We start from the raw sequence: 13,582 nt of genomic DNA, 5'->3' as shown, positions 1-13,582 counted from the left end.
CTGGTCATTTTATACGTGAAGCGAAAATAGATGAATCCGGTCTTTTCGAAGTAGGAGACATAGATGATCTGGCGCAGGGCTCCGTTATAGTCCTTGTCATAGACCTTCTTGCCGAAGTCGAATTTCCTGCCCTCGATTTTCTTCAGCGCAGTCGCCATCTTCTTTTCAAATTTGGGGTCCCCGGCCGCCTCGGCAATTCTTTGCGCGGCGTCTTGGAATTTGCTCTGGCTGATGAGCGCGAAGGTGTCACTCGCGAAGCGATCGGGGTCATCGACGGGCACCGCGGCAGCAAAGGCTGCGGGGGCGGTCAGACAAAGAAAGAGAGCAAGGAACGAAAGCAGACGGATATGCACGGTGATCTCACGGGATTTGCTGGCGACTGGCGACCTGAGTTCGCGTCTGCGGACTACACCATTTCCCCGCGTGCCTTCAGCGCCTCGCCGCGAATGCCGTCGATATTCGCCTTGTAGCTCTCCATCGTGCCGCCCTTGAACACGGCCGAACCTGCCACGAACGCATTCGCGCCCGCCGCCGCCAGTGCGCCGACCGTCGCGGCCGACACGCCGCCATCCACCTCGATATCGATCGGGCGGCCAGCCAGCATGGCGCGCAGATTGGTGACCTTGTCGATCGCCGAGGGAATGAAAGCCTGGCCGCCGAAACCGGGGTTCACCGACATCACCAGCACGAGATCGACGAGGTCGAGCACATATTCGATCGCGCTCAGCGGTGTGCCGGGATTGAGGGAGACGCCGGCCTTCTTGCCGAGATTGCGGATCGCCTGCAGGGAGCGGTGCAGATGCGGGCCGGCTTCGGCATGGATGGTGATGTGGTCGCAGCCGGCCTTGGCGAAGGCTTCGAGATAGGGATCGACCGGCGCGATCATAAGATGCGCATCGAAGATCTTTTTGGTGTGTGGGCGCAGCGCCTTGATGACGTCGGGGCCGTAGGAGATGTTCGGCACGAAATGGCCGTCCATTACGTCGAGATGCATCCAGTCGGCGCCGGCCGTGTCGACGGCGCGGACCTCGTCGCCAAGCTTGGCGAAATCTGCCGCCAGAATAGACGGGGCGATCACCAGCGGGCGCGGCGCGAAGCTCTGGGACATGGTCGTTGTTCCTGAAGGGGCGTTGGATCGGCTCCGCCTAACATGCGGGTGAGAGCGCGGCAACGCAGGGCCGCAGGGCCTGTGGAGTTCCGGCAAAATCTGCCGTTCGGGCAGGGATTGCCCGGTCCAGACCCGGCTCGGATGCGCGTTGCTCATTGATTTCGCGTCACTTTTTCGCTGGCACGCGGATTGCTGAGTTGTCCTTGGGCCATTCCGGCCTGGATGGAGATCGACGATGATTGGCGTCGGAGCACTTGCCTCATCGGCCATGGACCTTCTGCAGTCGCTGACCGCGAAGAAGACGTCGTCATCCGCGTCCTCGAAGGGCACGAGCGGCGTCCAGTCGGAGCCATTCCTCGCTGCGCTGCGGACGACGGACGGGTCGAGCGCGAGCACAACGGCGACCAAGGGCACGCTCTTCACCAACCTGTCGGCCACGACCATGAGCTCGCTCTTGGATGCGCAAAGCCAGACGCAGTTTTCGGCGAACTCGAAGACGCGGTCCGATGCGCTGAAGAGCCTGTTTGCCCAGCTCGATGGCGACGGCAACGGGTCGATCAGCAAGGCGGAATTCGCCGACAAGCTCGGCGCCGGCGGCACCAATGTCGCCAATGCCGACAAGGTTTTCGCCAAGCTCGATACGGACGGCGATGGCTCGGTCAATATCAGCGAACTTGGCAAGGCGCTGAAGGGCGGCAGCAAGCCTCAGCATGGCGGCGGTGGCGACTCTGATACTGCTGGCTCAACCACCTCGACGACGCTGAATGCCGATGGCACCACCACCACGTCGATCAGCTATGCCGATGGCTCCAAGGTCACCTCGACTTCGGCAGTGCCGACATCATCGGCATCAGCAGCCGCGCGAACATCCTACAATGCGGTCGAGCAGATGATCGCCAAGCAGGCGCAGCTGATCTCAAGCGCGACGTTGCCGCTGTCGATCAGCGTTTGATCGTTCCAGCTCGCGACAGGCGAAACGATCGCGGACGCGGTAGTTGAAGAATGCGCCGCGTGATTGCGCAGTGCTGAATGCAGCGTGAACTTCCGGTGGCACCTGCGCATAAGCATACCGACGTCCGCTCGTGAACGTCACGCGCATTTCCCGCGTGGCGGGGCTGTAGCTGAGATGGCGAATCGCTGTCGAGGGCATGGCGGTCACCGCGTCGTTGCTCAACTACACAAACTCATACCACCGCATTTCGTTGCACCCGCGAGGTGGTAGGTAGAAGGTTGCGCGCGCGCAAAAATCTTTGCGCCGGATTGCCGCATATGTGGCAACGGCATTCGGAACTTCATTTCTCGCTAACGTTAACGCGTCAGGCTTTCCAGTAGTTGGAAGTAGTTCTGGTGGCTTATGTTGCGTAGCATAGTATTCATGACCGTTATTGGTAGTTATCTATTCGGCGCTCCGGCGCGCGCAGAGGACGAGCTTTTTGCCTCGATGCGGCTGCGCGGTGGCTATGACAGCAATCCGCTTTTCTCTACCGGCGGAGGTCGCGGCAGCGGCAGTATCGGCAGCGCCTTCATCGGCACCGAAGTGGGCCTGATCGCCGCTGGCAAGCAGGATGACATCACCTGGAATGCGACAGCCGAGGCCAATGCAACGCGTTACATCGCACCGGGCATCGATCCCGCGCTGGTGGTCAAGCTGGGTCTGCGCGGCATCACGGGCGACGATGATTTACGCATGATCTCGACGACGTCATTCGCAGAGATCGACACCTACAACACCAAGTCGATGGATCTCGCGCAGGCGGTGAAGCTGGAAAGCATCAAGGGCACGATCAAGCTGTTCGTCACCGGCGAGGTCGGCTTGTCGCGGCTGAACCAGGCCAATGTGATCTTTCAGGATTTCCTGCCAATCCCGCATCAGGTGATGCGCGGCACCATCATTCCCGGCGTCAGCGTGATCACCAGCAAAGGCGAGGTGGGCGTTTCGCTGAATCTGTCGATGCGGCGCTATGCGGAAGAACTCGATCTGTTCGGCTATCGCCGCGACAATGAACGCATCCAGCCATTCCTGTTCGGGCGTTATACGGATGGCGATCTCAGCGTGTTCGCGTCGGTGTCGCAGCTTTATGGCATCTGGCACGACATCGATTTCACCAATGTGAATACGACCTTGTTCGATGCCAACCTGACCTGGCGGCCAAAGCCGTTCACGCTGGAACTGGCGGCCGTGCGGCGCGCGGGCGAGACGACATTCCCGATCTCGCCGATCACGATCGATACGCTGCTGACGGCGAGAGGGAGCTGGCAGGTCAACGACAAGTGGTCGCTGACGGCAGCGGCGGGCTATACGGATTCGGTCTATCTCGACTCACCCTACCGGGCGACGACTTATACTTATGGCGTCGGCGCGGTGCGCGAGATGGGCAGTGGCTACAAGCTCGGCTTCGATCTCACCCGCGTTACCGGCACGCTGCTCGATGGCGAGAAGGCGCAGGGCTATATCGTCGCGTCGTCGCTGTCGAAGAGTTTTGCACCGACAGCGACGAAGCCGAAGGGTGACGTAACTGCCAAGCCGGCACTCTAGCCGGTTGGAGGGCGAACGGGGGCGTACCCCCGTTCGCTGCCGAGGGACAAGTGAGATCCCTCAGCCGTCATGTGTGATGCTGTCAATCAGCAGCCGCACCCGCCACGTCCGCCAACACCGACGCCAGCGCCGACATTGACGAGGAGGCCATTGCGCAGCAGGCCGCCAACCAGGCCGTGCTTGCCGCCGAGGCCCGAGACGCCGACGCCCAAACCGGCGCCGACACCAAGGCCACCACGGCCACCGAGCACGCCGCCGAGCAGACCGCCGGCATTGACGCCGACACCAAGGCCGAGACCGACATTGAGGCCCTTGGCGTTTGCAGACGGTGCGCTCATCAGAGCGGCGGCGGTGATGGCAAGGATAGCGATCTTCTTCATGACGTTCTCTCCACTGTTGTGTGCCCCGTTTGGACACGTGCGAAGATGCGCCGATCAATTTAGCTCTGCAATCGAAAGGGAATTTTTACCTTAAAGCAGGCGGTTTTATACGATCGAATACATGAAGTTCGGTAGATAAATACTTTGGCGACTACAAGTATACCCGAGGTGTCACACGTATCTCGATCCCACTGGTTTTGCATGCTGTTGGTGGGGATTGGTGAGGCGACACGGAGGCAGCTTGCGGCATCACTGTCCGGCCGTAGGGCGAATGAGGCGGAGCCGTAATCCGCCGGCCGAGTTCATAATCGAAACTCCGCGGCGGATTACGCTGCGCTCATCCGCCCTACAGCGCGGCGTTTATTTCGAAAAGCGGTCGCGCCAGCTCGGCAACGCACCGGCAAAGGGAAGCGCAGTGGCTTCATAGACGCCACGCGCGATCGCGCGGGCGATCACATTGCCGGCGAGCATGCCGAGTTCGGTGAGCCCCACCAGTGGATCGATGGCCTTTTCGCCCGTCGCAGCAGCGAACACGATATCGCCGTCGAGTGGCGCGTGAACGGGATAGATCGCATGGGCGAAGCCGGTCTGCGCCATCATGGCGAGTCGCTGGGCCTGTGCCTTGGTGAGGATCGCATCGGTGACGACGACGGCGAGCGTCGTGTTCTCGATGGAGTTCGCAGCCGGGCCGCCCTTGATGCGGAGCGCATGCATGTCCGGGGTGATCCTGTCCGGAAAACCCCGGCCGCCGAACTCGCCATTCTGCTCGAAAGCCACTGCCCAGAAATGCGCGCTGTCGCCCATGGTGACGCTGCCGACGGCGTTCACCGCGGCGAGTGCGGCCACGCGCACGCCCGATGGCGTCACGGCGGAGGCGGAGCCGAGGCCGCCCTTGAGGTTGACGGTGGTGGCGCCCATGCCGGCGCCGACGCTGCCCAGCGCGAATGTGTCGCTTGCATTGACGGCGGCGGCATAGCCGAGATCGCGATACGGCGGGAAGCGGCCCCAGTTCTTGTCACCGCCATTGATGAGATCGAACAGGATCGCGCCGGGCACGATGGGGATCACGGCGTTTCCGATCTGGAAGCCGCGACCCTGTTCGGCGAGCCAGGCTTGCACGCCGCCGCCGGCCTCCAGCCCGAAGGCGGAGCCGCCGGAGAGGGCGAGGCCGTGAATGGTGTCAACCGTATTGACGGGATCGAGCAGGCTGCTGTCCCGCGTGCCCGGCCCGCCGCCGCGCACATCCACCGAGGCGACCGCGGGCTTGTCGAACAGGATGGCGGTGACGCCGGAGGCGAGGGCACTGTCGTCGGCATGGCCGACCCGGACGCCGGCGATATCGGTGAGCAGGTTCTTCATTCGGTTCCTCCCGGCAAATTCCATGCCGCGCTGGCGATCACGCGTGTTCACAACCGCATCAACAGCCACATCCTTGATCTAACACGCTTGCATGTCGGCGCGCGCGCGGTGCATCTAGCCGCATGATCACGGATGTCACGATCCCCGCGGCGCTGGTCGCCGGCATTGTCAGCTTTCTGTCACCCTGCGTGCTGCCGCTGGTGCCGCCTTATCTCATCTATCTCACCGGCGCGACCATCGAGCATGTGGCCAATGACGAGCAGGAAGCAGCCTCCCGGCGTGCGGTGATGATCTCCGCGCTGGTCTTCGTGCTCGGCTTCTCCACCGTCTTCGTCCTCCTCGGTGCCAGCGCCAGCCTGATCGGAAGCCTGGTGCGCGCCTATGCGGCGCAGCTCTCGCTGGTGGCCGGCGTGCTGATCATTCTGATGGGCCTGCATTTCCTCGGCCTGACGCGGATCAGTTTCTTGATGCGCGAGGGGCGCCTCGCCATGCCGAAGCCGGTGGGCCTCTGGGGCGCCTATGCGATGGGCCTCGCTTTCGCCTTCGGCTGGACGCCCTGCATCGGCCCGATCCTGGCGGCGATCCTGTCGGTGGCGGCCGCAGAGGCGACCGTGGCCAAGGGAGCAGGGCTCCTGGCTGTCTATTCGCTCGGCCTCGGCATCCCGTTCCTGATCGCGGCCTTCATGGTCGAGCGCTTCTCCAGCGTGTTCGCGCGGATGAAGAAGCACCTCGTGCATGTGGAGCGCGCGATGGGCGCGCTGATGATCCTCACCGGCATCGCGTTTCTCACCGGCGGCATCGCGAATGCCAGCATCTGGCTGCTGGAGACGTTTCCCGCGTTGCAGAATTTCGGGTGAGAGCTACACGCTCTCACTGTCATCGCCCGGCTTGACCGGGCGATCCAGTATGCGGCGTCGGAGGTGAGACGCATTGAGAGCGGTGTTTACTGGATCCCCGCTTTCGCGGGGATGACAGATAGTGTCACGGAGAGCCGGAAGCCTCAGCTTCCCTTGCCGAGCTCCGCGTAGTTGCCCTTCGCGTCCCACTTGTAGACGACATAGTCGATCGCCTTGATGTCGCCCTTGGCATCGAACGCCATCTTGCCGAGCACGGTGTCCCATTCGCCGGCCTTGATGGTCTCCATCACCTTCTTGGTGTCGGTGGAGTTCGCCTTGGCCACGGCCTGGGTCCAGACCTGGAACGCGGCATAGGTGTAGAGCGTGTAGCCTTCCGGATCGATGTTCTTGGCCTTGAACTTCTCGACGATGGCCTTGGCGGTCGGCTTGTTGCGCGGATCGGGGCCGAAGGTGAACAGCGTGCCTTCCGCGGCAGGTCCCGTGATGGAGGCGAATTCCTTGTCGTTCATGGCGTCGCCCGCCATCATCACGGTCTTGAGGCCCTGGTCGCGCATCTGGCGCAGGATCAGACCGGCTTCCTGGTGGTAGCCGCCAACATAGACGAGATCGATATTGTCGCGCTTCAAGCGCGAGACGATGGAGTTAAAATCCTTGTCGCCCTTGTTGTAGCTCTCGAACATCTTCTCGGTGACGCCGGCCTTGTTCAGCGCCTTCTTGGTCTCGTCGGCGAGACCCTTGCCGTAGGTGGTCTTGTCGTTGAGGATCGCGACGTTCTTGCCCTTGAAATTCTTGGCGATGTAGTCGGCGGCGACGAGGCCCTGCTGGTCGTCACGGCCGCAGACGCGCAGCACATTGGTCAGCTTGCGCTCGGTGAAGAGCGGATTGGTCGAGGCCGGGGTGATCTGCAGCACATTGCTGTCGGCATAGGCTTCCGAGGCCGGGATCGACGACGACGAACAGAAGTGCCCGGCGACGAATGGCACCTTCGAGGAGGCGAGCTTTTCGGCGACTGAGCGGGCCTGCTTCGGATCACAGGCATCGTCGCCGACCTGCAGCGCGAGCTTCTTGCCGAGTACGCCGCCGGCGGCATTGATGTCGGCCACGGCCTGATCAGCACCGTTCTTCATCTGCCGGCCGAAGGCCGATTCGCCGCCCGTCATGGGGCCGGCCACCGCGACATTGATGTCCTGCGCAAAGGCGGCCGATGACAGCAGCGATGCCGCGAAGGCAAGACCAAGTAGCTTGATGGGTTTCATGTGATCCTCGCGATGATCCGAAACGGGGCCGTGGGGCCGAGGCCGATGGCCGGGGTGGATGACACCGGAGTGTGGGGTGATTTTCGCGTGAAGTCATCGGCAATTTTTGGGACGCAACCGGGGCAACTGCGTCACTTCGCCGCCGGTTTTCTTCTTAACCTCTCCCCGCAGAGGGGCGGGGAGAGGTTAGCGAGTGTCACGACCGGTTTGGACGTCAATCCTTCAGCTTCGCGCGCTCGGCCTTCAGGTCATCCGTCGAGAGAGGCAGGAACCCCGTCACGTTCTCCGCGAAGCGCGCGATGATCGCCTGGCCTTCGTCGGACAGCGCCAGAGCGAGATAATCCTTCACCAGCGGATCCATCGGCTGCTTCGGGGGATGCGCCGCATACAGCGTGATGGCTGGCGTCAGCGGATAGGCACCTTTGGCAACCTCGGTTTTGTCTGGCGCCGCAAACGGTTTGCCAGCGTCGCTGGCGAGCGGAACGATGCGGACACCGTCCTGCGGCTTCTGCGCGATCCAATCGACGATGGCGATGCCATAGGGATCCTGCGCCACGGCCTGCAGGACGGCGGCGTCATCCGCCAGTCCCTCGTAATGTCCGGCGAATGGCATGCCGCCGAGACGCGACAACCGCAGGCTTGTGGAGAAGTCGCCATCATCGCGCTGGCCATAGAGATGAACGCGACGGGTGCCCCATGCGCCGGTGACGCCGAGCTGGCTCCATGTATTGATGTCGCCAGCGGGCGAGCCCGAGGTGAACAGGCCGGCAAGCTGGGTCATGGTCAGGCCTGCGAGCGGATTGGAGCCGTGCACATAGACCGCCGGCGGCGTCTTGCCACCGGCGCGCGGGCCATAGCCGGCATAGCCGACCTTGATGGCAAGTGCGTTATGCTTGTTGATGGCCTTGAAGGCGCGAATGTCAGGTCGTGTCGCTTCGCCGACCACGAAGCCGATTGCTGTGGCGCCGGCCGCAAGCGCCGGCAGCGCGGTGGCCGATCCTTTGAGCACAGGTGCGAATTTCGCACCGGGATGAGTCTCGGCGAATTTCGCATTCAGCGCATCGATCACGGGCGCCAGCGCTTCATCACCATGCAGGGCGATGCGGCCGTCGGAGAGCAGATAGCTGGCGTCCTTCGGAGCAGTGGGGTTCGGCTTGGCGTCTTGTGCCTGTGCGCCCGAGACAGCGATCAGCACGGCAAGGAGAGAAAGCGTCTGTTTCATTGGTCGAGCTTTGCGCGTTCGGCGGCCGCATCGGCAGCGCTGAGGGGAATGTAGCCATTGGCCTGGGCGGCAAAAATCTGCTGGCCTTCTTTCGACAGCAGCAGTTTGAGATAATCCGCTGCGACCGGATCGATCTTCCCGTTCGCTTCGCGCCGCGCGTAGAAATACAGATAGCGGCCATACGGATATTGGTTGGCCTGGATCTCGGCGGGGGTGCCCTTGATGAACGGGCCTTCCGGTTTTTCGGACACCGCAACCTGCTTGATCTTGTCGGTCGCGCGCCCGATCGCAGCGACGGTGATGCCGCCGGGCTCGTTTTCCAGTCGCTTCAGCAATTCATCCGTCGAAGAATATTCCTCGTAACGCGTACTGTAGGGTTTGCCGTCGAGCCGATTGGCCATCATCCACGTGCCGAAGCCGCTATATTGCGGCGTGCCGAGTGGATGGATCAGTCGCCTGGTCCAGTCACCGGTGAGGCCGAGCTGGCCCCAGCGGGAAAAATCGCCGCCGTTATTGCCGATGGTCAGCATTTTCGCGACTTGCGTTGTGGTCAGCTGCGTCAGCGGATTGTCGCGATGAACATAGACGGCCAGCGAGGTCGCGAGTTTCTGCGACGTGTCATTGGCGGCATTGGCGACCTTGATCTCGATGGGCTCGGAGCCGAAGGCACTCTTGAAGCCGGCGGCTTCCAGCAGCTTGATCGGGCGGCCCATCGAACCGACGAGGATGCGGTTGTAAGTGAGATTGGGGATCGCCGTTTCCGCACCGGCAGAGATATCGACCAGCCTGGCTCCCGGATGCGTCTTTGCATAGAGCGCATTGCCGCGCTCGACGGCGAATTTGGCATGCACGGCGCCGCCGATCCGGATCGCACCATCCGCGCTCACATAGGGAGCGCCGGCGGGAGGCTTGGCAGTGCCTGGCGCATAGGCAGGGAGGGCAGGATCAACGAAGAAGGTTTCGGCGATGGCCGGTGCGGCAGATGCCAGCACGACCAGTGCTAGTGATGCCGCGCAGGCGCGGGTGGTGACGATCATGAAAGGGGCTCGCTCGAGACTATGGACGCGCTGCTTATACAGCGCTTGGCAAGCCGCGATTTAGTATCGCTCTAGACATGGGCACCGTCATTGCGAGGAGCGTAGCGACGAAACAATCCACACGCCACGAAGCAAGAACTGGATTGCTTCGTCGAACGGGCTCGCAATGACGATGAGGCAATCAGCCGTGCCGTCCGCCTTCGAGATAGGCCGAGCGTATCTCCGGCGCCTTGAGCAATTCAGCACCGGTGCCTGACAGCGTGATCAGGCCATTGACCATCACATAGCCGCGATGCGCAAGCCGCAGCGCGTGGTTGGCGTTCTGCTCCACGATCAGCACCGTGAGGCCGTCCTGCTTGTTAAGCACGCGGATGGCATCGAAAATCTGCTTGGCGATCAGCGGCGCGAGGCCGAGCGAGGGCTCGTCCAGCAGCAGCAGGCGGGGGCGACTCATCAGAGCGCGGCCAATGGCCAGCATCTGCTGCTCGCCGCCGGACAGCGTGCCGCCGCGCTGGGTCATGCGTTCCTTCAGGCGCGGAAACAGCGTCAGCACCTTGTCGAGGCTTTCGCTGTGTTCGGCCGGCGTCATCTCGTTGACATCGGCGCCCATCTGCAGGTTTTCCGCAACGCTCATGCGCGGAAAAATGCGGCGGCCTTCCGGCGATTGCGCGATGCGCATGCGTGCGATCTCGTGCGTCGGCAAGGCGGTGATATCCTTGCCGTCATAGATGACGCTCCCCGAGCGGGCGCGGGGCTTGCCGAAGATGGTCATCATCAGCGTCGATTTGCCGGCGCCATTGGCGCCGATCAATGCAACGATCTCGCCGCGCTGGATGGCAAGGTCGACGCCTTTAAGTGCTTCGATCTTGCCATAGGACGCGCGCAGGCCGGTGATGGCGAGCATGGGGGTGGCGGCGCTCACGTCTCGCCCTCCATCACCGCAATCGCTTCTTCCTCGTCGGCGCCGAGATAGGCGGCGATGACCTTCGGATCATCGCGAATTTCCTGCGGCGTGCCATGGGCGATCTTCACGCCGTAATCCAGCACGTTGATGTGATCGGAGATTTCCATCACCACCGACATGTCGTGCTCGATCAGCAGGATCGAGGTGCCGTGCTCGCCGCGAATGCGCAGCAGGAGATCATTGAGCTCGCCGCTTTCCTTCGCATTGAGGCCGGCGGCCGGCTCGTCGAGGCAGAGCAGGGCGGGCTCGGTACACATGGCGCGCACGATTTCGAGGCGGCGCTGGTCGCCATAGGGCAGGTTGCCCGCAGCGTCATCGGCGCGAGGCAACAGGCCGATCTGGTCGAGCCAGTAACGTGCGAGATCGATCGCGGCGTTCTCCGCCGCGCGGAAGGATGGCACGCCGAACAGCCCGAGAAACGTATAGCCCGACGCACGCATCAGCGCGTTGTGCTGGGCCACCATCAGGTTTTCCAGCGCGGTCATGCCGGGAAACAGGCGGATGTTCTGGAAGGTGCGCGCAACCTTTGCCACCTTCGAGATGCGAAAGTCGTTGAGCGTCTCGAGCTGCCATTCGCTGTCCGTATGGCGCAGCCGGATGATACCCGACGTCGGCTTGTAGAAGCCGGTGATGCAGTTGAACACCGTGGTCTTGCCGGCGCCGTTCGGGCCGATCAGGGCGGTGATCTTGCCGCGCTCGGCGGTGAACGAAAGCTCATTGACGGCGACGATGCCGCCGAAGCGCATGGTCAGGTTTTCGACGCTGAGAATGTCGTTGATCATCCCGCGCCCTCCTTCACGAGGTCGGAGGAGATCGCCTGATTGCGTTCCAGATAGACGGTCGGCGCGCGGTGGCCGATCAGGCCGCGCGGGCGCCAGATCATCAACAGCACCATCGCCATGCCGAACACCAGCATGCGGAAATGTTCGAGCCCGCGGAACAGCTCGAAGCCGCCGATCAGCGCGACCGCCGCGAGCGCGACACCGAGCTGCGAGCCCATGCCGCCGAGCACGACGATGGCCAGCACCAGTGCCGACTCATGGAAGGTGAAAGACTCCGGGCTGATGAAGCCCTGCCGCGTGGCGAAGAAGGCGCCGGCGAAGCCGCCGAACATGGCGCCGATGGCAAAGGCGGTGAGTTTTGTCGTCGTGGTGTTGATGCCGAGGGCGCGGCACGCGACTTCGTCCTCGCGCAGCGCTTCCCAGGCGCGGCCGATGGGCAGGCGGCGCAGGCGGATGGTGGCCCAGTTGGTGATCAGCGCCAGTACGAGGATCAGGTAGAACAGGAAGACGATGCGATGGGTCGGCGAGAATTCGATGCCGAGCATCGCCGCGAGGCCATCATCGCCGGGCGTCAGCGGAATGCCGAACATGGTCGGGCGCGGGATGCCCGAAATGCCATTGGGGCCGCCGGTGAGCGATTGCCAGTTTAGCAGCACCAGGCGGATGATCTCGCCGAAGGCCAATGTGACGATGGCGAGATAGTCGCCGCGCAGCCGCAGCACCGGAAAGCCCAGCAGGATGCCGAAGAAGGCTGCGAGGATGCCGGCCAGCGGGAGGCACATCCAGAACGACCAGCCGAAGGTGGTCGCCAGCAGCGCGTAGGAATAGGCGCCGACGGCATAGAAGGCGACATAGCCGAGATCGAGCAGGCCGGCGAGGCCGACGACGATATTGAGACCCCAGCCGAGCATCACATAAGTCAGCACGAGGATGCCGAGATCGAGGATGTAGCGCTCGTTGTAAAAGATCACCGGGACGAGGAAGGCGAAGATCAGCAGAACAGGCACCAGCGCGCGGCCGGCGAAAGACAGCGCCCTGGTCGCGGATGGCGGCATCACGCGCACCGTCTCCACCGGTCCCCACCAGGCGCGCAGCAGCTCGATCAGGATACTGCCGCCGAACACGGTGGCGACCATGGCGGCGAGATCGCCGAAGCGGGTCCAGTAAGTGAGCTGACCGTCGGAGCCGGCTTCGGTCCGCACGCCGATCATCAGCGAGAACAGCACCAGCGCGACCAGCGCGGAGATCACGGCCTTCTTGAAGATGAATGCGACGTCGAGGCCGCGGGTGATTTTGCTGGATGTCGATGCCGTTGCCACGCCGTTTCCCGTCAGACTTTTTCGACTTCGGGACGGCCGAGCAGGCCGGTCGGCATGAAGATCAGCACCACGATCAGGATCGAGAAGGCGGCGACGTCCTTGTATTCGGTGGAGAAATAGGCCGACCACAGCGTCTCGATCAAGCCGATCAGCAATCCTCCGAGCATGGCACCGGGCAGCGAGCCGATGCCGCCCAGCACGGCAGCGGTGAACGCCTTGATGCCGGCAACGAAGCCCATGAAGAAATCCACCAGGCCGTAATAGAGCAGATACATCATGCCGGCGACGGCGGCGAGCGCGGCACCTATCACGAAGGTGAAGGAGATGGTGCGATCGACATCGACGCCGAGCAGCGACGCCATCTTCTGGTCCTGCTCGCAGGCGCGCATGTCGCGGCCGAGGCGGGTGCGGGCGACGAGATAGGTGAACAGCGCCAGCAGCACGACGGTGGTGATCACGACGATGATCTGGATGTTGGAGACGCGGATGGAGAAACCATCGACGCCTTCATGCAGCGTGTAGCCACCGGTGATGATCGGCGGCACCGGCTTCACGCGCGCGCCCTGGGCGACCTGCGAGAAGTTCGTCAGCACGAAGGACATGCCGATGGCCGACAACATCGGCGCGAGGCGGAAGGAGTGGCGTAGGGGGCGATAGGCGATGCGCTCGATGGTCCAGCCATAGAGCGATGTGATGGCCATCGCCACCAGCAGCACGACCAGCAGGATCAGCGGGACGGCCGTGAGCCCGATGGAGACGAGA

15 protein-coding genes are annotated in these 13,582 nt (G+C 62.9%); 3 read left to right on the top strand and 12 right to left on the bottom strand.

Annotated features, from left to right (window positions below; genetic code table 11):
* Together ACIQ17_RS22910 and rpe are read right to left on the bottom strand one after the other, a co-directional pair.
* On the bottom strand, positions 1 to 353 hold a 353-nt coding region (locus ACIQ17_RS22910), incomplete at its 3' end, for a hypothetical protein (RefSeq protein WP_398471469.1).
* 53 nt (positions 354 to 406) lie between these two features.
* Entirely contained in the window at positions 407 to 1,108 is a 702-nt protein-coding gene (rpe, locus tag ACIQ17_RS22905) for a ribulose-phosphate 3-epimerase (RefSeq protein ID WP_398471468.1), read from the bottom strand.
* Between the two features lie 235 nt (positions 1,109 to 1,343).
* Here rpe and ACIQ17_RS22900 point away from each other — a divergent pair, with 235 nt between their 5' ends.
* Entirely contained in the window at positions 1,344 to 2,060 is a 717-nt protein-coding gene (locus ACIQ17_RS22900; protein WP_398471467.1) for an EF-hand domain-containing protein, read from the top strand.
* Here the strand turns inward: ACIQ17_RS22900 and ACIQ17_RS22895 are convergent.
* On the bottom strand, positions 2,025 to 2,258 hold the full coding sequence (locus ACIQ17_RS22895; RefSeq protein WP_398471472.1) for a KTSC domain-containing protein: 234 nt from the start codon (positions 2,256 to 2,258) through the stop codon (positions 2,025 to 2,027). The two genes, ACIQ17_RS22900 and ACIQ17_RS22895, sit on opposite strands and share 36 nt — an antisense overlap.
* A 225-nt stretch (positions 2,259 to 2,483) precedes the next feature.
* Between ACIQ17_RS22895 and ACIQ17_RS22890 the strand changes: the two genes are divergently transcribed.
* Complete coding sequence (locus tag ACIQ17_RS22890) at positions 2,484 to 3,644, top strand: outer membrane beta-barrel protein (protein WP_398471465.1); 1,161 nt, start codon at positions 2,484 to 2,486, stop codon at positions 3,642 to 3,644.
* Positions 3,645 to 3,730: 86 nt separating this feature from the next.
* Here ACIQ17_RS22890 and ACIQ17_RS22885 read toward each other — a convergent pair whose 3' ends face one another.
* Positions 3,731 to 4,024, bottom strand: a complete 294-nt coding sequence (locus ACIQ17_RS22885; protein ID WP_398471464.1) for a hypothetical protein — start codon at positions 4,022 to 4,024, stop codon at positions 3,731 to 3,733.
* A gap of 360 nt (positions 4,025 to 4,384) precedes the next feature.
* Entirely contained in the window at positions 4,385 to 5,383 is a 999-nt protein-coding gene (locus ACIQ17_RS22880; RefSeq protein WP_398471463.1) for a P1 family peptidase, read from the bottom strand.
* Positions 5,384 to 5,505: 122 nt separating this feature from the next.
* On the opposite strand from ACIQ17_RS22880, the gene ACIQ17_RS22875 reads away from it, so the two are divergent.
* A complete protein-coding gene (locus tag ACIQ17_RS22875) occupies positions 5,506 to 6,240 on the top strand; it encodes a cytochrome c biogenesis CcdA family protein (protein WP_398471462.1) in 735 nt (244 codons plus the stop codon).
* Between the two features lie 143 nt (positions 6,241 to 6,383).
* On the opposite strand, the gene ACIQ17_RS22870 is transcribed toward ACIQ17_RS22875, so the two are convergent.
* The 7 genes from ACIQ17_RS22870 to ACIQ17_RS22840 all read right to left on the bottom strand — a co-directional run.
* Positions 6,384 to 7,496: a branched-chain amino acid ABC transporter substrate-binding protein gene (locus ACIQ17_RS22870; RefSeq protein ID WP_398471460.1), complete on the bottom strand. Its 1,113-nt coding sequence runs from the start codon at positions 7,494 to 7,496 to the stop codon at positions 6,384 to 6,386.
* A gap of 214 nt (positions 7,497 to 7,710) precedes the next feature.
* On the bottom strand, positions 7,711 to 8,718 hold the full coding sequence (locus ACIQ17_RS22865; RefSeq protein ID WP_398471458.1) for a PstS family phosphate ABC transporter substrate-binding protein: 1,008 nt from the start codon (positions 8,716 to 8,718) through the stop codon (positions 7,711 to 7,713).
* Positions 8,715 to 9,755, bottom strand: coding sequence for a PstS family phosphate ABC transporter substrate-binding protein (locus ACIQ17_RS22860; protein ID WP_398471457.1), 1,041 nt, complete (start codon positions 9,753 to 9,755; stop codon positions 8,715 to 8,717). The genes ACIQ17_RS22865 and ACIQ17_RS22860 overlap by 4 nt, the downstream gene beginning before the upstream one ends.
* A 181-nt stretch (positions 9,756 to 9,936) precedes the next feature.
* Positions 9,937 to 10,659, bottom strand: coding sequence for an ABC transporter ATP-binding protein (locus tag ACIQ17_RS22855; RefSeq protein WP_398471470.1), 723 nt, complete (start codon positions 10,657 to 10,659; stop codon positions 9,937 to 9,939).
* 14 nt (positions 10,660 to 10,673) lie between these two features.
* The gene (locus ACIQ17_RS22850; protein ID WP_398471455.1) at positions 10,674 to 11,501 is read right to left on the bottom strand and encodes an ABC transporter ATP-binding protein; all 828 of its coding nucleotides are present in this window, start codon (positions 11,499 to 11,501) and stop codon (positions 10,674 to 10,676) included.
* Entirely contained in the window at positions 11,498 to 12,820 is a 1,323-nt protein-coding gene (gene livM / locus ACIQ17_RS22845) for a high-affinity branched-chain amino acid ABC transporter permease LivM (protein ID WP_398471454.1), read from the bottom strand. The genes ACIQ17_RS22850 and livM overlap by 4 nt, the downstream gene beginning before the upstream one ends.
* Before the next feature lie 11 nt (positions 12,821 to 12,831).
* Positions 12,832 to 13,582 (bottom strand): branched-chain amino acid ABC transporter permease LivH (locus ACIQ17_RS22840; protein ID WP_398471453.1); only part of this gene is annotated, 751 nt, incomplete at its 5' end.

This window comes from Tardiphaga sp. (assembly GCF_044340795.1).
Taxonomy (GTDB): domain Bacteria; phylum Pseudomonadota; class Alphaproteobacteria; order Rhizobiales; family Xanthobacteraceae; genus Tardiphaga.
Note: the sequence above shows the minus strand (reverse complement) of the source record. Positions and strands in the feature narration are given on the sequence as shown.

Bases quoted from the DNA above. Each gene is read 5' to 3' on its own strand.
- rpe (WP_398471468.1), bottom strand. From the start codon at position 1,108: ATGTCCCAGAGCTTCGCGCCGCGCCCGCTGGTGATCGCCCCGTCTATT.
- ACIQ17_RS22900 (WP_398471467.1), top strand. From the start codon at position 1,344: ATGATTGGCGTCGGAGCACTTGCCTCATCGGCCATGGACCTTCTGCAG.
- ACIQ17_RS22895 (WP_398471472.1), bottom strand. From the start codon at position 2,258: ATGCCCTCGACAGCGATTCGCCATCTCAGCTACAGCCCCGCCACGCGG.
- ACIQ17_RS22890 (WP_398471465.1), top strand. From the start codon at position 2,484: ATGACCGTTATTGGTAGTTATCTATTCGGCGCTCCGGCGCGCGCAGAG.
- ACIQ17_RS22885 (WP_398471464.1), bottom strand. From the start codon at position 4,024: ATGAAGAAGATCGCTATCCTTGCCATCACCGCCGCCGCTCTGATGAGC.
- ACIQ17_RS22880 (WP_398471463.1), bottom strand. From the start codon at position 5,383: ATGAAGAACCTGCTCACCGATATCGCCGGCGTCCGGGTCGGCCATGCC.
- ACIQ17_RS22875 (WP_398471462.1), top strand. From the start codon at position 5,506: ATGATCACGGATGTCACGATCCCCGCGGCGCTGGTCGCCGGCATTGTC.
- ACIQ17_RS22870 (WP_398471460.1), bottom strand. From the start codon at position 7,496: ATGAAACCCATCAAGCTACTTGGTCTTGCCTTCGCGGCATCGCTGCTG.
- ACIQ17_RS22865 (WP_398471458.1), bottom strand. From the start codon at position 8,718: ATGAAACAGACGCTTTCTCTCCTTGCCGTGCTGATCGCTGTCTCGGGC.
- ACIQ17_RS22860 (WP_398471457.1), bottom strand. From the start codon at position 9,755: ATGATCGTCACCACCCGCGCCTGCGCGGCATCACTAGCACTGGTCGTG.
- ACIQ17_RS22855 (WP_398471470.1), bottom strand. From the start codon at position 10,659: ATGCTCGCCATCACCGGCCTGCGCGCGTCCTATGGCAAGATCGAAGCA.
- ACIQ17_RS22850 (WP_398471455.1), bottom strand. From the start codon at position 11,501: ATGATCAACGACATTCTCAGCGTCGAAAACCTGACCATGCGCTTCGGC.